The sequence below is a fragment of the Aquipseudomonas ullengensis genome, assembly GCF_014174475.1.
GTDB lineage: Bacteria > Pseudomonadota > Gammaproteobacteria > Pseudomonadales > Pseudomonadaceae > Aquipseudomonas > Aquipseudomonas ullengensis.
Genome location: NZ_JACJUD010000002.1, coordinates 625,894 through 645,857 on the forward strand (window position 1 = coordinate 625,894; position 19,964 = coordinate 645,857).

The window sequence follows — 19,964 nt, forward strand, 5'->3', positions numbered from 1 at the left end:
GCATGAGCAAGCAGATTCTGGTTCTCCCTGGCGACGGTATCGGCCCGGAAATCATGGCCGAGGCGGTCAAGGTGCTGCAGCTGGCCAACGACAAGTACAGCCTGGGTTTCGAGCTGTCGTTCGACGAGCTGGGCGGTGCTGCCGTAGACAAGTACGGCGTGCCGCTGGCTGATGAGACCCTGGAGCGTGCCCGCGCTGCAGATGCCATCCTGCTCGGCGCGGTCGGCGGGCCGAAGTGGGACAAGATCGACCCGGCCATCCGCCCGGAGCGCGGCTTGCTGAAAATTCGCTCGCAGCTGGGGCTGTTCGCCAACCTGCGTCCGGCCATCCTCTACCCGCAACTGGCCGACGCCTCCAGCCTCAAACCGGAAGTGGTCGCGGGCCTGGATATCCTCATCGTGCGTGAGCTGACTGGCGGCATCTACTTCGGCCAGCCGCGTGAGAACCGCGTGCTGGAGAGTGGCGAGCGTCATGCCTACGACACCCTGCCGTACAGCGAAAGCGAGATCCGCCGCATCGCCCAGGTCGGTTTCGACATGGCCCGCGTGCGCGGCAAGAAGCTCTGCTCGGTGGACAAGGCCAACGTCCTGGCTTCCAGCCAGCTGTGGCGCACCGTGGTCGAGGAAGTGGCCAAGGATTACCCGGATATCGAGCTGAGCCACATGTACGTCGACAACGCGGCGATGCAGCTGGTGCGCGCACCCAAGCAGTTCGACGTGATGGTCACCGACAACATGTTCGGCGACATTCTGTCGGATGAGGCTTCCATGCTCACCGGTTCCATCGGCATGCTGCCGTCCGCTTCGCTGGACGCCAACAACAAGGGCATGTACGAGCCGTGCCATGGTTCGGCCCCGGATATCGCCGGCAAAGGTATTGCCAACCCGCTGGCGACCATCCTCTCGGTGTCGATGATGCTGCGCTACAGCTTCAACCAGGGCGCGGCGGCCGACGCCATCGAACTGGCGGTGAGCAAGGTGCTGGATCAGGGCCTACGTACCGGCGACATCTTCTCGGCGGGCATGACCCAGGTCGGTACTGCCGGCATGGGTGATGCGGTGGTCGAGGCTTTGCGCAGTCTGTAATCTTTCCAGCCCCGTCGGGACAATGCCGGCGGGCTGTTTATAAAGGTGTGAGTCGTTATGAAACGTGTAGGTCTGATCGGTTGGCGCGGTATGGTCGGTTCGGTGCTCATGCAGCGCATGCTGGAAGAGCGTGACTTCGACCTGATCGAGCCGGTGTTCTTCACCACCTCCAATGTTGGCGGCCAGGGCCCTGCCGTGGGCAAGGACATTGCTCCGCTGAAGGATGCCTACAACATCGACGAGCTGAAGAGTCTCGATGTGATCCTGACCTGTCAGGGCGGCGACTACACCAGCGAAGTCTTCCCCAAGCTGCGCGAAGCCGGCTGGCAGGGCTACTGGATCGATGCGGCGTCGAGCCTGCGCATGGCCGATGATTCGGTCATCGTCCTCGATCCGGTCAACCGCAAGGTCATCGACCAGTCGCTGGACGGCGGCGTGAAGAACTACATCGGCGGCAATTGCACCGTCAGCCTGATGCTGATGGCCCTAGGTGGTCTCTACGAAGCCGGCCTGGTCGAGTGGATGAGCGCCATGACCTATCAGGCGGCGAGCGGTGCCGGTGCGCAGAACATGCGCGAGCTGATCAAGCAGATGGGTGCGATCAATGCCTCGGTAGCCGACGACCTGGCCAACCCGGCCAGCGCCATCCTCGACATCGACCGCAAGGTTGCCGAGGCCATGCGTGGCGACAGCTTCCCTACCGATCAGTTTGGCGTGCCGCTGGCTGGCAGCCTGATCCCCTATATCGACAAGGAGCTGCCGAACGGGCAGAGCCGTGAAGAGTGGAAGGGCCAGGCCGAGACCAACAAGATCCTCGGCCGCAACAAGAGCCCGATCCCTGTCGACGGCCTGTGCGTGCGTATCGGCGCCATGCGTTGCCACAGCCAGGCGCTGACCATCAAGCTGAACAAGGACGTGCCGCTGAGCGACATCGAAGGCCTGATCAGCCAGCACAATCCCTGGGTCAAACTGGTGCCGAACCAGCGTGAAGCCAGTATCCGCGATCTGGGTCCGACTGCCGTTACCGGTACCCTGAGCGTGCCGGTTGGGCGTCTGCGCAAGCTCAACATGGGCTCGCAGTACCTCGGCGCCTTCACCGTGGGTGACCAGCTGCTGTGGGGTGCGGCCGAGCCGCTGCGGCGTATGTTGCGCATCCTGCTGGAGCGTTGATGGCAAAAGGGGCTGGTTACTACCAGCCCCTTTTTCATTCTGCCCGGGCAAGCAAATTGCCTGGGCGCCAGGCGAGGGTTAGAGTGCCCGCCATTCGGCTCTCTGCGTAAGGCTCCCCCTGATGTCCAAGTCCCTCGATATCGCCGTGATCGGCGCCACTGGCACGATTGGCGAAACCATCGTGCAATTGCTGGAAGAGCGCGAATTTCCCGTTACCAACCTGCATCTGCTGGCCGGCAGCGCCTCGGCCGGGCAGTCGGTACCCTTTCGCGGCAAGAACCTGCGCGTGCGCGAGCTGGCAGATTTCGATTTCTCCAAGGTGCAGCTGGCTTTTATCGCGGCTGGCGAAGCGGTGGCCGCGAGTTACGTCGCCAAGGCGCGAGCGGCGGGCTGTTCCGTCATCGAGCTGAGCGGTGCCTTGCCCCTTGATGAAGCGCCCCGTCTGGTGCCGGAAGCCAACGGAGAGTTGCTGGAAACGCTGCAGCCACCATTCCTGCTGACCAGTCCGGCGCCGGCTGCGACGGCGTTGGCGCTGGTTCTGGCTCCACTGCGTTCGGTGCTGGCGTTGCAGCGAATTACCCTGACTGCTGCACTGGCGGTTTCCAGCCAGGGGCGCGAAGGTATCGCTGAGCTGGCCAAGCAAACCACCGAGCTGCTCAACATGCGCCCGCTCGAGCCGAAGGTGTTCGATAAACAGATTGCTTTCAACCTTCTGGCCCAGGTGGGCGCTGTGGATGACAGTGGTCATGCGCATCTGGAACGGCGTATCGCCCAGGACCTGAAGCAGGTGCTGGGTGTGGCCGAACTGAAGGTAGCGGTCAGTTGCGTGCAGGTGCCGGTGTTCTTTGGCGACAGTTTGAGTGTTTCGCTGCAGGCGGCGAAGCCTGTGGATGTTGCGCAGGCCGCGCATTTGCTGGATAAACAGCCTGGCATCGAACGGGTGGAAGAGGGCGACTATCCGACCGTGGTCAGCGATGCCGTGGGGCAGGACGAGGTCTATGTCGGCCGTTTGCGTCTGGGGCTGGATGACCCGTCAGAACTCAATTTGTGGATTGCGTCTGATAATGTGCGAAAAGGCTCCGCGCTGAATGCTGTGCAAATAGGTGAGTTGTTGATAAAACACTATCTGTAAAAGATACTTACCTGCAAATTTGAAGAATCTTTCTAGCTTGGCAATACTGGTTTGGCTGATCGCTGACGGGGAACCGCTGTAAGGCGGGTGCAGGCAGTGGTCTTCAAGATCCTCTCGATTATCGAGAAAAAAAGATAAAACAAGGGATTACGCTATGGTTCGGGTTCGCAAACTGGTGCTGGCAATTGCGGCTGCTTCGGCGCTGACCTCCGGTACGGCACATGCGCTTGGGCTCGGGGAAGTGACCCTGAAGTCTTCGCTGAGCCAGCCTTTGGTGGCGGAAATCGAATTGCTCGAGGTGCGCGACCTGGCGACCAACGAGGTCATTCCGGCGCTGGCGTCTCCCGAAGAGTTCACCAAGGCTGGCGTTGATCGCCAGTACTTCTTGACTGATCTCAAGTTCACTCCTGTGATCAAGGCCAACGGCAAGAGCGTCATTCGCGTGACCTCGAACAAGCCGGTACGCGAGCCCTACCTGAATTTCCTCGTCGAAGTGCTGTGGCCAAATGGCCGCCTGCTGCGCGAGTACACCCTCCTGCTCGACCCGCCACTCTATTCGCCGCAAACCGCCGCCGCTGCGCCGCGCCTGCCGGTAGCTGCACCGGCACCGCGTCCGCAGGTTGCTGCTCCGGCTCCTGCGCCGCGTCCGGTAGCTCAAGCGCCTGCTGCGGCTGCCCCGGTTGCACCGGCCCCACGCCCGGTTGCTCCTGCAGCACCGGCGGCACCGGCAGCGGCCAGCAAGATTGACAGCGACCAGTACAAGACCACGTCCAGCGACACGCTGTGGGAAATCGCCCAGCGCACCCGCCAGAGCGGTTCCGTGCATCAGGCCATGCTGGCCATTCAGGATCTCAATCCGAATGCCTTCGTCGACGGCAATATCAACCGCTTGAAGAGTGGTCAGGTACTGCGTCTACCCGATGATCAGCAGATCAAATCGCGCAGCCAGGCAGAAGCCATCGCTCAGGTTGGCGAGCAGAACAACGCCTGGCGTGAAGGCCGTAGCCTGGCCGCCAACGGTGAGCGTCAACTGGATGCCACCAAACGCGACACTGCTGGCGCCGCACCAGCCAAGACTGATGTCAAAGACAACCTGAAGCTGGTGTCCGGCGAAGCCAAGGCTGCCGGCAATGGCGAGAAGGGCGCTGGCGATAGCAAGGCCCTGAACGATCAGTTGGCAGTGACCAAGGAAAGCCTTGATTCGACCCGTCGTGAAAACGATGAGCTGAAAGGCCGCATGACCGATCTGCAGGGGCAACTGGATAAGTTGCAAAAGCTGATTGCCCTCAAGGATAACCAGCTGGCCAAGCTGCAGACAGATCTGGCGCAGGGCAAAAATGCTGCTGCTGCCGCAGTCGAGAAGCCTGCTGCCGCGGTTGTGGAGCCGAAACCGGCTGAGCCGACCAAGCCAGTTGAGGCTGTCACGCCGCCAGTTGCGGAAGCCAAGCCAGCTGAGCCGGCCAAACCGGTCGAGCCTGATTACAACTACAACGAAGAACCTGCTGCCAAACCCGTAGAGGCGGCCAAGCCCGCTGCTCCAGCTGCCAAGCCGGCAGCGCCGAAGCCAGCCCAGGCGGCCAAGACTGTTGCGCCGAAAGCACCTGAGCCGGCACCGCAAGGTTTTGTTGATGAGCTGCTGGGCAACCCAATGCTGCTCGGCGCTGTCGGTGGCGGTGCGTTGCTGGCACTGCTGGTCGGCCTGATGGTGCTGTCGCGCCGCAATGCCCTGAAAGAAGCGGAGCTGCAGGATAGCCTCAGCGTTGGCGATGACTCGGATAGCTTCGCTGCCGACTTGGACATGCCGGATGACAGCTTCGCCGGTCTGGATTCCTCCTCGGAAACCGTGGTCCGCGAGCAGGCTGAAGAGCGTGTTGCTGCGCAGACCGGTGACGCCTTGGGTGAAGCCGATATCTACATCGCCTACGGCAAGTTCAACCAGGCTGCCGAGCTGCTGCAGAACGCCATCAATGACGAGCCGCATCGCAGCGACCTGCGCTTGAAGCTGATGGAAGTCAGTGCCGAGCTGGGCGATCGCGATGGTTTCGCCCGTCAGGAGCAGGAGCTGCGCGAGATCGGTGGTGCCTCCATCGCCGTCGACCAACTCAAGGGCAAGTACCCGGCTATGGCTGCTGTAGCGGCGGCGGGTGGTCTGGCTGCTGCGGACGAACTGGACAGCTTCAGCCTTGATGACCTGAGCATCGATGAGCCGGTAGCCAACAACGCTTCCGCTGATCTGGATGATTCGTTTGACCTGAATCTGGATGATCTGGACGTCGATCTGGATACCCCGGCGCCGGCAGCACAGCCTGCGCTGGATGATCTGGATCTCGGCCTGAGCCTGGATGAGCCTTCGGCTGCTGACCTGGAATTCGATCTGGACATGGCGGGTGACAACTCCGCCGATACCCTGGCGTTGGGCGATGACCTGGCTGATTTCAGCCTGGATCTGGACACCGACAGCAAGCCGGCTGCAGCCGCAGACGATGACTTCATGCTGAGTCTCGATGATGAGCCGGTAGCGCCTGCTGCGTCGACTGATCTGGATCTGTCTTCCGACTTCGATCTGTCGCTGGCTGACGATGAGCCGGTCGCTCCCGCCCAGGACAGCTTCTCGGCTCAACTGGAAGAAGTGTCTGCCGAACTCGATCAACTGAGCAGCAGCCTGGATGACGACCTGTTGCCGGCAGCTGCAGCGCCAACCGCCGCGGAGCCGGATGTGGACGACGACTTCGATTTCCTCTCGGGTACCGACGAGACCGCTACCAAACTCGATCTGGCGCGTGCCTACATCGATATGGGCGACACCGAAGGTGCACGTGACATCCTCGACGAAGTAGTCGCCGAAGGTAACGATGGTCAGCAGCAGGAAGCACGTGAGCTGATCGCCAAACTGGTTTGATACATGTCTGATGCAATACCGACGACGGCAGCCCAAGAGGCTGCCGTCGGCTTTTCCAGGATTGTCCTGGGAGTCGAATACAAGGGTTCGCGCTACCGCGGCTTCCAGCGCCAGCGTGCCGGGGTGCCGTCGATTCAGGAAAGCCTGGAGAAGGCGCTGTCCAAGGTGGCCGGTGGTGCGCCGGTGGTGCTGAGCTGCGCCGGGCGCACCGATGCGCTGGTGCATGCCAGCGGCCAGGTGGTGCATTTCGATACACAGGTCGAGCGCACCCTGCATTCCTGGATGATGGGCGCCAACCTGAACCTGCCGCCGGATATCAGCGTGACCTGGGCCAAGGTCATGCCGAAGCATTTCGATGCGCGCTTCAGTGCCATGGCGCGTCGCTACCGTTATGTGATCTACAACGATCACATCCGTCCGGCCCATATGGCTGAAGAAGTGACCTGGAACCATCGTCCGCTGGATGTCGAGCGCATGCGTGCGGCTGCCAAGTGCCTGGTGGGTACCCATGATTTCAGTGCCTTCCGTGCTCGACAGTGCCAGGCCAAATCACCGGTCAAGACCGTCCACCACCTGGAGTTGATCGAGCACGGGCGCTTTATCGTGCTGGATATCCGCGCCAATGCCTTCCTGCATCACATGGTGCGCAACCTCGCCGGGGTGCTGATGACCATTGGAGCTGGCGAGCGCCCTGTGGAGTGGGCGGGCGAGGTGCTGGAAAGCCAGGTGCGGCGTACGGGCGGGGTAACCGCGCATCCTTACGGCTTGTATCTGGTTCAGGTTGAGTATCCGGCCGAGTTCGAGCTGCCGCAGCGCTACCTGGGGCCGCACTTCCTGTCGGGTCTTCCGGATGTCATGGCGGGCGAGTAGTCATTCATTCGCCTCCTGATGCCGCCACGGAAATTTCGCCAGCCACTCTTTCGGTCATTTGCTACCATCGAATTTTCCCTGCAGGGAGCCTGAACTTGGCCGTTGTTCGCAGCAAAATTTGCGGTATTACCCGCGTCGAGGATGCACTTGCAGCCGTTGCTGCGGGTGCCGATGCGATTGGTCTGGTGTTTTATGCCAAGAGCCCGCGGGCGGTCAGCGTTGCGCAGGCGCAGCAGATCATCGCGGCATTGCCGCCGTTCGTGACCACGGTGGGCCTGTTTGTCGATATCGCGCGAGTCGAGTTGCAGCAGCTCCTCGCGGATGTGCCACTGGACCTGCTGCAGTTCCACGGCGATGAAAGCCTGGAGCAGTGCGAGGGCTATGGGCGGCCTTATATCAAGGCGCTGCGGGTCAAGCCGGGTGATGATCTGCTGGCCCTGATGGCGGAGTTTCCGAGCGCTTCGGGCATCCTGCTGGATACCTATGTGGAAGGGGTTCCAGGTGGAACCGGCCTGGCCTTCGACTGGTCACTGGTGCCGCAGGACTTGCCCAAGCCAGTGATCCTGGCTGGCGGCCTGACCCCGGAGAATGTCGCGGCGGCGATTGCAGCAGTCAAACCCTATGCGGTGGACGTCAGTGGCGGGGTAGAGGTGAGCAAGGGCATCAAGGACGCCGACAAGGTTCGCGCGTTCATCCGTGAGGTGCGTGGCGGCTGATGTGACGGGGGCGCAGTGCCTGCCGTCCATAACCCATCCTGAACCCAGGTTTGGCGGTGGTCGCCTAAGCGGGCCATGAATATGAGTTTGCCGGGGATGCCAAGCGTCCTCGCAACAGCTACGGAGAGAGAGCATGAGCAACTGGTTGAGAGAAAAACTGATCCCCTCGATCATGCGTTCCGAGGTGAAGAAGAGCTCGGTGCCTGAAGGGCTGTGGCACAAGTGCCCGTCCTGCGACGCCGTGCTTTACCGTCCGGAGCTGGAAAAGACCCTGGATGTCTGCCCCAAGTGCAATCACCACATGCGCATCGATGCGCGCACACGTCTTGACCTGTTTCTCGATGCCGAAGGCCGCGAGGAAATCGGTGCCGATCTGGAACCGGTAGATCGCCTGAAATTCCGCGATAGCAAAAAATACAAAGATCGCCTGAGTGCCGCGCAGAAGGACACCGGCGAGAAAGACGCGCTGGTGGCCATCAGCGGTTCCCTGCAAGGCATGCCGATTGTCACCTGTGCCTTCGAGTTCAGCTTCATGGGCGGCTCAATGGGGGCGGTGGTCGGTGAGCGCTTCGTCCAGGCCGCCAACGTGGCGCTGGAGAAGCGTTGCCCGCTGGTGTGCTTCGCCGCCTCGGGTGGTGCGCGCATGCAGGAAGCGCTGATCTCCCTGATGCAGATGGCCAAGACCTCCGCGGTTCTGGCGCGTCTGCGTGAAGAAGGCATTCCTTTCGTTTCGGTGCTGACCGATCCGGTCTACGGCGGCGTTTCTGCCAGCCTGGCGATGCTGGGTGACGTGATTGTCGCCGAGCCGCGCGCGTTGATCGGCTTCGCCGGCCCACGGGTTATCGAGCAGACCGTGCGCGAGAAACTGCCGGAAGGCTTCCAGCGCAGCGAGTTCCTGCTGGAGCATGGCGCCATCGACATGATCATCTCCCGCCATGACCTGCGCCCGCGCCTGAGCAGCTTGCTCGCCCAATTGCAGCACCTGTCGACTCCAGCCTAGAGCTTCCCATGCCGCAACGTACCCTCGCCGACTGGCTGACCTACCTCGAACAACTGCACCCTAGCGCCATCGACATGGGGCTGGAACGCAGTCGCGAAGTGGCTCGCCGGCTTGGCCTGGGGCGTCCGGCGCCGCGTGTGATTACGGTCACCGGTACCAACGGCAAGGGATCTACCTGTGCCTTCCTTGCTGCGCTGTTGGCAGAGCAGGGGCTGCAGGTTGGCGTTTACAGCTCGCCGCACCTGCTGCACTACAACGAGCGCGTACAGGTTAACGGCGTCGACGCCAGTGACGAAGCGCTGTGCACCGCGTTTGCTGCCGTTGAGGCTGCGCGTGGTGAAATTTCCCTGACCTATTTCGAGATGGGCACGCTGGCGGCCTTCTGGCTGTTCGAGCGGGCCGGGCTGGACGCCGTGGTGCTGGAAGTCGGCCTGGGCGGGCGGCTGGATGCGGTCAATCTGATCGATGCAGATATCGCCCTGGTCACCAGTATCGGGCTGGATCACGCGGACTGGCTGGGCGATACCCGCGAGTCGGTGGCGTTCGAGAAGGCCGGTATTTTCCGTGCGGAGCGTCCGGCTCTATGCGGCGATCTCGATCCGCCGCAGCCATTATTGGAACGGGTTGCCGAACTGGACTGTCCACTGTTCCTGCGTGGGCGCGATTACAACCTGCGTGTGGCGATCGACAGCTGGCACTGGCATGGCCTGAATGCCGATGGCCTGGTACTGCAGTTGAGCGATTTGCCGCTGCTCGATCTGCCGATGGAGAACGCCGCCCTGGCCCTGCAGGCCTATGCCGTGCTTGGCCTGCCCTGGCAGCCCGAGCGTTTGGCTGCAGCCTTGCGGCGTACGCGGGTGACTGGGCGACTGGATCGGCGTTCGCTGAGCTGGCGTGGCAAGTCGCTAACTCTGTTGCTGGATGTTGGGCACAATCCCCATGCTACGGATTACCTGGCCAATCGACTGGCTGCGCGGGTCGATCAGGCGCCGCGACTGGCGGTGTTTGGTTTGCTGGCGGACAAGGATCTGATTGGGGTGGTCAAGCCATTGCTGGATCAGGTGCGTCACTGGGCGGTGGCACCTTTGCCGAGTCCGCGCAGTCGAACAGTTGGGGAGTTGGAGGCGACCTTGCGCAACCTTGCGGCCAATGTGCAGGCTTGCGGCAGTGTCGCGAAGGCATTGCTGGTACAGTGTGAGCAGGCGACGACCGGGGATGAAATCCTCGTGTTCGGATCTTTCTATTGCGTGGCCGAGGCGCTGGAGTGGCTCGGGCAACAGGCGGAGGCAGGAAATGGCGGTGCTGGATAAAGGGCTCAAGCAGCGGATCGTAGGCGCACTGGTACTGGTCGCGCTGGCGGTCATCTTCCTGCCGATGCTGTTTTCCCGCGAGGATGAGCTGCGTCAGGTAGTGGTCGACGCTCCGTCCATGCCCGCAGCCCCTGCTGTACCGCAGGTGGAGCTGGAGCCGGTGACCGTGCCGGAGCCGGTAGCCGAGGACGAAGTGCCGCCGGTCGAACCCGTACCTACCCCGCAAGACTCGCAGCCGGTGGTGAGCGAGCCTGCCGTTCCCGCCGCTGTACCCGAAGCGCCTGCAGCCAGCCAGCCAGCGGCTACACCGGCACCGGCCAGCCAGCTGGATGCCAGCAGCCTGCCGGTCAGCTGGTCGGTACAGCTGGCCTCCCTGTCCAGTCGCAGTGGCGCGGACAAACTGCAGCAAACCCTGCGCAGCAAGGGTTACAACGCCTACGTACGCTCCTTCGAGGGGATGAATCGGGTGTTCGTCGGGCCGGTGATCGAGCGTGCCGAAGCTGATCGCCTGCGCGATGTGCTCAATCGCCAGCACAAGCTGAATGGCTTCGTGGTGCGCTTCCAGCCAGAAAAGAGCTGATCTATCGAGGTCATATGGCCGGCCGGGTTACCGGGCGCCGGCCGCTCTGCTAAAATCCGCCGCCTTTCCCGTCTGTAGGCAGCATCGTGGCATTCACTTGGGTCGATTGGGCGATTATCGCCGTCATCGTCATCTCCAGTCTGATCAGCCTGAAGCGCGGTTTCTTCAAGGAAGCCTTGTCGCTGGTGACCTGGATACTGGCCGGTGTGGTCGCCTGGATGTTCGGCGGCGCGCTGTCGCAGCACCTCACAGAATTCATCGAAACCCCGTCAATGCGCGTTATCGCCGCCTGCGCCATGCTCTTCGTGGTGACGCTGCTGATTGGCGCGCTGGTCAACTTTCTCATTGGTGAACTGATCCGGGTAACCGGTCTGTCGGGCACCGATCGTTTTCTCGGCATGGTCTTCGGCGCAGCGCGCGGGGCTTTGCTGGTGGTGGTCTTGGTCGGGCTGGTCAGCCTGGCGCCGGTTCAGCAGGATCAGTGGTGGCAGCAATCGACCTTGCTGCCGCATTTTCTGATGGTGGCGGACTGGTCGAAAAACCTGATTCTGAGTTTGTCCAGTCAGTGGTTGGCGAGTGGTATCAGTGCGCCGGCCGATCTGCCGTTCAAAGAGGCGTTCTCGCAGCCTAAACTGCCCGAGAGCCTGTAGATTTAGCCTGATTCATTACGTAGGGGTTGCGTCACATGTGTGGCATCGTCGGTATTGTCGGTAAGTCGAACGTCAACCAGTCTCTGTATGACGCACTTACCGTGCTTCAGCATCGCGGCCAGGACGCTGCCGGCATCGTAACCAGCCATGACGGCCGGCTGTTCCTGCGCAAGGACAACGGCCTGGTGCGTGACGTGTTCCAGCAGCGCCACATGCAGCGCCTGGTGGGCCAGGTCGGCATCGGTCACGTGCGCTACCCGACTGCGGGCAGCTCCAGCTCGGCCGAGGCACAACCGTTCTACGTCAACTCGCCCTACGGCATCACCTTGGCGCACAACGGCAACCTGACCAACGTCGAGCAGCTGTCGCGCGAGATCTACGAATCCGATCTGCGCCACGTCAACACCAACTCCGACTCGGAAGTGCTGCTCAACGTGTTCGCCCATGAGCTGGCGGTGCGCGGCAAGCTACAACCGACCGAGGAAGACGTATTCGCCGCCGTGGCGGGCGTACATGCCCGGTGTCGTGGTGGTTATGCGGTGGTGGCGATGATCACCGGCTACGGCGTGGTCGGTTTCCGCGACCCCCATGCGATCCGCCCGATCGTCTTCGGCCAGCGTCACACCGACAACGGCGTCGAGTACATGATCGCCTCCGAGAGCGTCGCTCTCGACGTACTCGGTTTCACCCTGATTCGCGACCTGGCACCGGGCGAAGCGGTGTACATCACCGAGGACGGCCGTCTCTACACCCGTCAGTGCGCGCAGAACCCGCAGTACTCGCCGTGCATCTTCGAACACGTCTACCTGGCCCGCCCGGACTCGCTGATGGATGGCATCTCGGTGTACAAGGCGCGCCTGCGCATGGGCGAGAAGCTGGCCGAGAAGATCCAGCGTGAGCGCCCGGATCACGACATCGACGTGGTCATCCCGATTCCGGACACCAGCCGTACTTCGGCGCTGGAGCTGGCCAATCACCTGGGCGTGAAGTTCCGCGAAGGCTTCGTCAAGAACCGCTACATCGGCCGTACCTTCATCATGCCCGGCCAGGCTGCGCGCAAGAAATCGGTACGGCAGAAGCTCAATGCCATCGAGCTGGAGTTCCGCGGCAAGAACGTGATGCTGGTGGACGACTCCATCGTGCGCGGCACCACCTGCAAGCAGATCATCCAGATGGCCCGCGAAGCCGGGGCGAAGAACGTGTACTTCTGCTCGGCGGCGCCGGCGGTGCGTTACCCGAACGTCTACGGCATCGACATGCCCAGCCCGCACGAACTGATCGCCCACGGCCGCAGTACCGAGGAAGTGGCCGAGCTGATCGGTGCCGACTGGCTGGTCTACCAGGATCTGCCGGACCTGATCGACGCGGTCGGTGGCGGCAAGGTCAAGATCGAGCACTTCGACTGCGCGGTATTCGACGGCCAGTACGTCACCGGCGATGTCAGCGAGGTCTACCTGAACAAGATCGAGCAGGCGCGCAATGACGCCAGCAAGGCCACCGCCGAGGCGGTCAGCGCGATCATCGATCTGCACAACGACTGAGGAAGCGGCGATGAGTCAGGATTGGGATGCAGGCCGGCTGGACAGTGACCTCGACGGCGTCGGTTTCGACACCCTGGCCGTGCGTGCTGGCCAGCATCGCACGCCGGAAGGCGAGCACGGCGAAGCCATGTTCCTCACTTCCAGCTACGTGTTCCGCACTGCCGCCGACGCGGCTGCGCGTTTCGCTGGTGAAGTGCCGGGCAACGTCTACTCGCGCTACACCAACCCGACCGTGCGTGCCTTCGAGGAGCGTATCGCTGCCCTGGAAGGTGCCGAACAGGCTGTGGCCACCGCCTCGGGCATGTCGGCGATCCTGGCCATTGTCATGAGCCAATGCAGCGCTGGCGACCACGTACTGGTGTCGCGCAGCGTGTTCGGCTCGACCATCAGCCTGTTCGAGAAATACCTCAAGCGCTTCGGTATCGAGGTCGACTACCCGCCGCTGGCCGACTTGGCCGGCTGGGAAGCGGCGTTCAAGCCGACCACCAAGCTGCTGTTCGTCGAGTCGCCATCCAATCCGCTGGCCGAGCTGGTGGATATTCGTGCACTGGCGGAAATCGCCCATGCCCGCGACGCCCTGCTGGTGGTGGACAACTGCTTCTGCACCCCGGCGCTGCAGCAGCCGCTGAAGCTCGGTGCGGACATCGTCATGCATTCGGCGACCAAGTACATCGACGGCCAGGGCCGTGCCCTTGGTGGCGTGGTGGTGGGGCGCAAGGCGCAGATGGAAGGCGTGGTGGGTTTCCTGCGTACTGCCGGCCCGACCCTCAGCCCGTTCAATGCCTGGCTGTTCCTCAAGGGCCTGGAAACCCTGCGCGTGCGTATGCAGGCGCATTGCGCCAGCGCCCAGCAGTTGGCCGAGTGGCTGGAGCAGCAACCGGGTATCGAGCGCGTCTACTACTCGGGCCTGGCCAGTCATCCGCAGCACGAACTGGCCAAGCGTCAGCAGAGCGGCTTCGGCGCGGTGGTCAGTTTCGAGGTGGCCGGCGGTAAAGAGGCGGCCTGGCGTTTCATCGATGCCACGCGGGTGATCTCCATCACCACCAACCTGGGTGACACCAAGAGCACCATCGCCCACCCGGCGACCACCTCCCATGGCCGCCTGTCGCCGCAGGAACGCGCCAATGCGGGGATTCGCGACAACCTGATCCGGGTTGCTGTGGGTCTGGAAGACGTTGCGGACCTCAAGGCCGATTTGGCCCGCGGTCTGGCCGCTCTGTAACGGCTGATTGCCCTGCGCTGTAACCGACTGCCGCCATGCTCACGCCTGGCGGCAGTTTCGTTTGGGGGATGGCTCAGCAAATCCCCTCTCCCTTGGCGGAGAGGGGTGAGGTCTCACTGCGCAGGGCGCAGGTCGATGGCAGCCTCGTCGCTCTGGTGGTCGAACAGGCGCTGCGGGTCGCTCGGCAGCAGGCTCGGCTCGTCGCCGATCGGCTGGCTGAGTATGCGAATGTTGCTGTATTTCTTGTTGCTCAGGCTGGCCAGGCCGTTGGCATCGCGGACCACTGCAGGGCGCAGGAAGACCATCAGGTTGCGCTTGACGTGGGTGTCTTCGGTGGAGCGGAACAGGCGGCCGAGCAGTGGAATATCGCCGAGGATCGGTACCTTGGAGTCGCTGCGGGTCACGTCGTCCTGGATCAACCCGCCGAGCACGATGACCTGGCCGTCGTTGGCCAGGATGGTGCTCTTGATCGAGCGCTTGTTGGTGATCACGTCGGACACCGTGACGTTGGCCGGGGCCGGTACCAGGGAGGAGATCTCCTGCTCGATCTCCAGGCGCAAGGTGGCGCCTTCGTTGATGTGCGGGGTGACCTTCAGCGTTACGCCGATGTCCTGGCGCTCGATGGTGGTGAAGGGGTTGCTCGCGCCATCGGTGGCCGTGGTGTAGGAGCCGGTCTGGAAGGGTACGTTCTGGCCGACGAGGATCTTCGCTTCCTGGTTGTCCAGGGTCAGCAGCGTGGGCGTCGACAGCAGGTTGCTCTTGCTGTTGGACGATAGCGCGGTGATCAGTGCGCCAAAGGTGCCGTTGCCGAGGCCGATGATCGCCCCGTTGGGCAGCGCCGCCGGGACCGCTTCATCCTGCAGGGCGTTGATCACCGTGCCGATGGAGATGCCGGTGTTGGCAAAGTTCACCCCACCAATCGCGTTGTCGCTCTTGGCGGCCCACTGCACGCCGAGGGCGTCGCGGATGTCGCCGGAAATCTCGACGATGGCAGCTTCCACCAGAACCTGGGCGCGCGGCACGTCGAGCTGGCGGACGATGTCCTCGAGCATGGTCACCGTTTCCGGGTCGGCGAGGATCACCAGCGCATTGAGGCTTTCGTCGGCGCGGATCAGCATCTGCTTCGGCTTGCCCGTGCTGCCAGCCTCGCCACCGCCTTCGGCAGCCTTGAGCGACTCGCCGATCTCGCCGAGGGTCTGCGCCAGGGCTTTGGCGTCGTTGTGGCGCAGGCGAATCACGCGGGTGTTGGCCGAGCGCGAGGAGGGGGTGTCGATCGACTTGGCCAGGGCCAGCAGCTTGGCCCGGGCTTCCGGTGGGCCGAGCAGGATCAGGCGGTTGGTGCGGCTGTCGGCCACCACCTGAATGGCACTGGTGCCTTTCGCCTGGCCGCGGTTAAGGGTGTTGTTGAGCACTTCGGCGGCATCCACCACCCAGGCGTTACGCATGTCGTAGACGCTGTAGTCCTGCTGGTTGGCCTGGTCGAGCTGGCGGATCAGCTGCTCGATGCGGGTGATGTTGGCAGGCCGGTCGCTGATGATCAGGGCATTCGACGACAGCACGGCGGCGAGATGGCCGTATTGCGGCACCATGGGGCGAATCAGCGGAATCAGCTCGTTGACCGAGTTCTGCTGTACCCGGATCACCCGCGTTTCCATGGTGTTGGTCGCGTTGCCGGCGCCGTAGGAGCCATCGGAGCGCGCTTCGGTGTTGGGCACGATGCGCGCCTGGTCGCCCTGGGAGATCACCGAGAAACCGTGGGTGCTCATTACCGAGAGAAACAGCTGGTAGACCTCGCTCAGGCCTAACGGCGTTTGCGAGATCACGGTCACCTGGCCCTTGACCCGTGGGTCGACGACGAAGGTTTCACCGCTGATGCTGGAAACCTGTTCGATGAAGTCGCGGATGTCCGCATCCTTCATGTTGATGGTCCAGGTTTCGCCCTGCTGGGTCACAGTGGCGCCAGCTTCGGCGGCCATGACCCTGGGTAATGGCGCGGCCAGGCAGCTGATGGCCAGGCACAGGGCGAGGGGCAGGTGTTTGGGCGAGGCGAGTTTCGACTGGGTCATGGGTTGGTTTCGGCTTCAGGCGCTTCGGTCGGCGGCGGCGTGCTGCCATCGTCATCCGTTTGTTGGCGGAGTTCTTCCATGTGCTGCTGCAGGAGTTGCACGTTTTCGTCCTGCAGTTGCTCGAGTTGTTCGGTGGTCGGCTGCATGGGGTCTGCATAGGTGCTGGGCTGCGAGCTGCGCGAGCGGGCGAAGCGCAGGCTTTCATCGCGGCCATTGCGGCTGAGCACCACGTGATCCTGGTGTACGGCCTGCAGGCGCACGCCGGAATTGATTTCATCGCCGACGGTCAGGCGTTTGGGCTTGCCGCCGGCAACCAGGATGATCGCAGTGGAGCGCTGGCTGTCCGGGTTGACGAAGCTAGCCAGCAGGGTCAGTTGCAGATTGGTCGGCGGCGCGGCCTGGTTGCCCTGCTGGTGCACCGGGGTGCCGAACAGCCCTTGCAGGTGATCCAGCGAGATGGGCTGTTGCTGGGCGGCGGCGGAGGCCTCACTGGCAACGGGCACGGGGCTGCGCAACAGGCGCACGAAATCGATGATCTGGCGCGACAGGCTCAGACTGATGAGGCATACACCGACCAGAAACAGGACGGATACGCCATGGCGTTGCAGCCAGCCAGGTAGGCGGATGCCGGGTGCGGTCAATGCAGTATTCCCCCCATTTTTCTTATTTTTTGCCACGCGGGACACAGCATCGTGGTCTGTGTTTGCCCGCCTCAATCGTGCGCGTCCCTGGGTAGGGGATGACTCAGGCTCCACTGCCGGAATTCGGAGCAGCGCCAACCATACCCCAAGAATCGTACGGATGCTCGCCGGGTCCATACAAACGGTGCACAGCACGACAATTCAGTTAACTGGACGAAAGGCCCGCGCGGCAGCGTTGTACACGTATTCGTAGGTGGAAATGCACCGGCGCGGGCTGCTGGAAGCGTGACCTGCTTCAGTGTTCCCCGGCGCCAGGCCGTTATCATCAGCCGGCAAAAGCTGTTCATACAACAATAAAAATAAGCCTGAAGAGCCACTGAAATGGACGACCGCAAGCCGTCTTCCGCCATTGCTCCCGGATTTGCCCGGGAGGAATTGCTGGAGCTGCTCAGCCACTGCGAGCACTTTCCCCTGACGCTGCTGCTGGCGCCGGCGGGCTCCGGCAAGTCCACCTTGCTGGCCCACTGGCAGGCCAGCCGCCCCTTGGGTACGGTGGCGTATTACCCCATCCAGGCGCGGGATAACGAGCCGGTACGCTTCTTTCGCCGTCTGGCCGAGTGCATTCGCGGCCAGGTCGAAGACTTCGATATCTCCTGGTTCAACCCCTTTGGCGGCGACATGCACCAGGCGCCGGAAGCGGTCGGTGAATACCTGGCCGATGCCCTGGATCGTATCGATGGCGGTCTGTACATCGTTCTCGATGATCTGCAGCACATCAATCAGACGACCATTCTCGATGTGCTCTCGACCATGCTTGAGCGCCTGTCAGCCAGTACCCGGGTGATCCTCTCCAGTCGCAACCATCCAGGTTTTCCCCTTAGCCGGCTGAAACTGGAAAACAAGCTGCTGAGCATCGACCAGCACGACCTGCGCCTGTCGGCAGGGCAGATCCAGCAACTCAACGCCCACCTCGGCGGCCCGAGCCTCAGCCCGGCCTACGTCGACAACCTGATGGCCATGACCGAAGGCTGGGTGGCCGGGGTCAAGGTGGCGCTGCTGGCTTATGCCCGCTTCGGCACCATCGCCCTGGAGCGCTTTAACGGCAGCCAGCCGGAAATCGTCGACTATTTTGGCCATGTGGTGCTCAAACGCTTGTCGCCACACCTGCGCGAGTTCTTCCTGAGCAGCGCGATCTTCGAGCGCTTCGATGGCGACCTCTGTGACCAGGTACTCGAGCGCAGCGGTTCGGCGCTGCTGCTGGAAGATATCGCCGGTCGCGAGCTGTTCATGCTGCCGGTGGAAAACCAACCCGGCTGGTATCGCTACCACGCGCTGCTGCATGACTTCCTCGGCAAGCGCCTGGCCGTCGAACAACCGCACAGCATTGCCCGGCTCAACCAGCGTGCGGCGCAGTGTTTTCGCCAGCGTGGCGAGTTTGAGCAGGCGTTGCTGCACGCCCAGCGCTGCACTGATCCGGCGCTGTTCCACCTGATGCTTGAGGATGCGTGCGAGCAGTGGGTGCGCATCGGCCACTTCGCCGATGTGCTCAAGTGGCTGGAGCCGTTGAGCGAGACCGAGCTATTTGCCCGTCCCCGGCTGCTGGTGCCGATGATTTATGCGCTGACCCTGTCGCGGCGCTTCCATCAGGCACGTTATTGCCTGGATGAGTTGCTCGCCCGTGCCAGTGATGAAGCGAGCGTGGATGAGCCGACGCGCAAGTTGCTGGCACTAAATCTGGAACTGTTCCAGTTCGACCTCGGTTTCGTGCCTGGCGAGCGCTGGTCCTCGCTGCTGGGGCCCGGTGTGCAACCGAATGTCCGGGCGCTGACCCTGACGCTGCTGTCCTACCACCACCTGATGAATGCCCGCCTGGAGCAGGCCATCCACATGGCGCTGGAAGCCAAGGCGCTGCTGGCGCAGACCGGGCACAGCTTCCTGGAAAGCTACGCCGACCTGATCATCGCCCTGTGCAACCGCAACGCCGGGCGCGCCACCAGCGCGCGCAAGGATGTGTGCAGCGACTACCAGCGCACCGAGCGCTCGTCGCCGGCCTGGGTCAATCGCGCCACCGCGATGGTGGTGGCCTTGTACGAGCAGAACCAACTCGCCGCGGCCCAGCAGCTGTGCGAAGACCTGATGGCCGTGGTCAGCTCGTCCTCGGCCACCGAGGCCATCGCCACCGTGCACATCACCCTGTCGCGCCTGCTCTATCGCCGCCAGTCCCATGGCCGCGCGGGGCGCTTGCTGGAACAGCTCTCACGGGTGCTGCAACTGGGCAACTACGCACGGTTCGCCAGCCAGGTGGCGCAGGAAAGCATGCGCCAGGCTTTTCTCGCGGGGCGCCCGGCAGCGCTGGATGCGTTGGCCCAGCGCCTGGGCATCGAGGAGCGCCTGGCCGCCGGCGAGTGGGAGCGCGCCCGGCCCTATGACGAATGCTGGGAGCGCTACGGCCTGGCTGCGGTGTACTGGCTGGTGATGCGTGGTGCCCAGCCGCGTGCCAGTCGCATTCTCAACGTATTGGCGCAGTCGCTGCGGCAGAGCGAGATGAACGCTCGCGCCCTGGTGGTTGAGGCCAACCTGCTGGTACTCGGCGCGCCGCAACTGAGCCGGGATGAACAGTTGCGCGCGTTACTGCAACTGGTCGAGCGCTTTGGCATCGTCAATATCAACCGCTCGGTGTTCGATGAGGCGCCGGGCTTCGCCGAAGCGGTGCTCGGCCTGCTGCAGTCGGGATTGCTGGAGGTGCCGGAGAAGTACCGCGAGACCTACGCCGAGTTCCTTGTCACCGAAAGCGCCGCCCCAGCCGCTGTACCGGATATCGCCAGTCTGCTCACCGGCAAGGAAGTGGAAATCTTCGATTGCCTGCTCAGCGGCCTGTCCAATACGCAGATCAGCGCGCGCACCGGCATCGCCCTGTCCACCACCAAGTGGCACCTGAAGAACATCTACTCGAAGCTCAACGTCTCCAATCGCACCGAGGCCATTCTCAGCGTGCATCCGCGCTAGGTCCCGCCGCTCGCCAGACCAACGGCGCACGAATCGCGGCGTGCCCCTCCCTGGGAGGGGGGGAGGGGCCGCGACA

Annotated in this window: 15 protein-coding genes; 13 read left to right on the plus strand and 2 right to left on the minus strand. The window is 62.9% G+C overall.

Translation table 11 applies throughout. The features are described from left to right. The first annotated feature begins 2 nt into the window (after positions 1–2). The 12 genes from leuB to H3H51_RS08350 all read left to right on the plus strand — a co-directional run bounded on the left by leuB (position 3) and on the right by H3H51_RS08350 (position 14,175). Positions 3–1,085, plus strand: a complete 1,083-nt coding sequence (leuB, locus tag H3H51_RS08295; RefSeq protein ID WP_183088569.1) for a 3-isopropylmalate dehydrogenase — start codon at positions 3–5, stop codon at positions 1,083–1,085. 57 nt (positions 1,086–1,142) lie between these two features. After that, a complete protein-coding gene (gene asd / locus H3H51_RS08300; RefSeq protein WP_183088570.1) occupies positions 1,143–2,255 on the plus strand; it encodes an aspartate-semialdehyde dehydrogenase in 1,113 nt (370 codons plus the stop codon). A 121-nt stretch (positions 2,256–2,376) separates the two neighbouring features. Further along, entirely contained in the window at positions 2,377–3,387 is a 1,011-nt protein-coding gene (locus H3H51_RS08305; protein ID WP_183088571.1) for an aspartate-semialdehyde dehydrogenase, read from the plus strand. A 154-nt stretch (positions 3,388–3,541) separates the two neighbouring features. Then, a complete protein-coding gene (locus tag H3H51_RS08310) occupies positions 3,542–6,286 on the plus strand; it encodes a FimV family protein (protein ID WP_183088572.1) in 2,745 nt (914 codons plus the stop codon). Between the two features lie 3 nt (positions 6,287–6,289). Next, positions 6,290–7,156 (plus strand): tRNA pseudouridine(38-40) synthase TruA, encoded by an 867-nt coding sequence (gene truA / locus H3H51_RS08315; protein ID WP_183088573.1) that lies wholly within the window; start codon positions 6,290–6,292, stop codon positions 7,154–7,156. A gap of 95 nt (positions 7,157–7,251) precedes the next feature. Next, entirely contained in the window at positions 7,252–7,872 is a 621-nt protein-coding gene (locus tag H3H51_RS08320) for a phosphoribosylanthranilate isomerase (RefSeq protein WP_183088574.1), read from the plus strand. Between the two features lie 133 nt (positions 7,873–8,005). After that, positions 8,006–8,872, plus strand: coding sequence for an acetyl-CoA carboxylase, carboxyltransferase subunit beta (accD, locus tag H3H51_RS08325; RefSeq protein WP_183088575.1), 867 nt, complete (start codon positions 8,006–8,008; stop codon positions 8,870–8,872). An 8-nt stretch (positions 8,873–8,880) separates the two neighbouring features. After that, a complete protein-coding gene (gene folC / locus H3H51_RS08330) occupies positions 8,881–10,182 on the plus strand; it encodes a bifunctional tetrahydrofolate synthase/dihydrofolate synthase (protein WP_183088576.1) in 1,302 nt (433 codons plus the stop codon). Continuing rightward, positions 10,166–10,762 (plus strand): SPOR domain-containing protein, encoded by a 597-nt coding sequence (locus tag H3H51_RS08335; protein WP_183088577.1) that lies wholly within the window; start codon positions 10,166–10,168, stop codon positions 10,760–10,762. Before folC ends, H3H51_RS08335 begins: the two co-directional genes overlap by 17 nt. Before the next feature lie 86 nt (positions 10,763–10,848). Continuing rightward, complete coding sequence (locus H3H51_RS08340; protein WP_183088578.1) at positions 10,849–11,412, plus strand: CvpA family protein; 564 nt, start codon at positions 10,849–10,851, stop codon at positions 11,410–11,412. 35 nt (positions 11,413–11,447) lie between these two features. After that, the gene (gene purF, locus H3H51_RS08345; protein ID WP_183088579.1) at positions 11,448–12,953 is read left to right on the plus strand and encodes an amidophosphoribosyltransferase; all 1,506 of its coding nucleotides are present in this window, start codon (positions 11,448–11,450) and stop codon (positions 12,951–12,953) included. A 10-nt stretch (positions 12,954–12,963) separates the two neighbouring features. Beyond that, entirely contained in the window at positions 12,964–14,175 is a 1,212-nt protein-coding gene (locus tag H3H51_RS08350; RefSeq protein ID WP_183088580.1) for an O-succinylhomoserine sulfhydrylase, read from the plus strand. A gap of 113 nt (positions 14,176–14,288) precedes the next feature. Here the strand turns inward: H3H51_RS08350 and gspD are convergent, their stop codons facing one another. Further along, positions 14,289–16,241 carry a type II secretion system secretin GspD gene (gene gspD / locus H3H51_RS08355; RefSeq protein ID WP_183088581.1) on the minus strand — a complete coding sequence of 651 codons (1,953 nt, stop codon included), beginning with the start codon at positions 16,239–16,241 and terminating at the stop codon, positions 14,289–14,291. Continuing rightward, positions 16,238–16,882 (minus strand): type II secretion system protein N, encoded by a 645-nt coding sequence (locus H3H51_RS08360; protein ID WP_183088582.1) that lies wholly within the window; start codon positions 16,880–16,882, stop codon positions 16,238–16,240. The genes gspD and H3H51_RS08360 overlap by 4 nt, the downstream gene beginning before the upstream one ends. A gap of 381 nt (positions 16,883–17,263) precedes the next feature. Here H3H51_RS08360 and H3H51_RS08365 point away from each other — a divergent pair, with 381 nt between their 5' ends. Continuing rightward, a complete protein-coding gene (locus H3H51_RS08365) occupies positions 17,264–19,888 on the plus strand; it encodes a LuxR C-terminal-related transcriptional regulator (RefSeq protein WP_183088583.1) in 2,625 nt (874 codons plus the stop codon). Positions 19,889–19,964 lie beyond the last annotated feature (76 nt).

Bases quoted from the DNA above. Each gene is read 5' to 3' on its own strand.
- leuB (WP_183088569.1), top strand. From the start codon at position 3: ATGAGCAAGCAGATTCTGGTTCTCCCTGGCGACGGTATCGGCCCGGAA.
- asd (WP_183088570.1), top strand. From the start codon at position 1,143: ATGAAACGTGTAGGTCTGATCGGTTGGCGCGGTATGGTCGGTTCGGTG.
- H3H51_RS08305 (WP_183088571.1), top strand. From the start codon at position 2,377: ATGTCCAAGTCCCTCGATATCGCCGTGATCGGCGCCACTGGCACGATT.
- H3H51_RS08310 (WP_183088572.1), top strand. From the start codon at position 3,542: ATGGTTCGGGTTCGCAAACTGGTGCTGGCAATTGCGGCTGCTTCGGCG.
- truA (WP_183088573.1), top strand. From the start codon at position 6,290: ATGTCTGATGCAATACCGACGACGGCAGCCCAAGAGGCTGCCGTCGGC.
- accD (WP_183088575.1), top strand. From the start codon at position 8,006: ATGAGCAACTGGTTGAGAGAAAAACTGATCCCCTCGATCATGCGTTCC.
- folC (WP_183088576.1), top strand. From the start codon at position 8,881: ATGCCGCAACGTACCCTCGCCGACTGGCTGACCTACCTCGAACAACTG.
- H3H51_RS08335 (WP_183088577.1), top strand. From the start codon at position 10,166: ATGGCGGTGCTGGATAAAGGGCTCAAGCAGCGGATCGTAGGCGCACTG.
- purF (WP_183088579.1), top strand. From the start codon at position 11,448: ATGTGTGGCATCGTCGGTATTGTCGGTAAGTCGAACGTCAACCAGTCT.
- H3H51_RS08350 (WP_183088580.1), top strand. From the start codon at position 12,964: ATGAGTCAGGATTGGGATGCAGGCCGGCTGGACAGTGACCTCGACGGC.
- gspD (WP_183088581.1), bottom strand. From the start codon at position 16,241: ATGACCCAGTCGAAACTCGCCTCGCCCAAACACCTGCCCCTCGCCCTG.
- H3H51_RS08365 (WP_183088583.1), top strand. From the start codon at position 17,264: ATGGACGACCGCAAGCCGTCTTCCGCCATTGCTCCCGGATTTGCCCGG.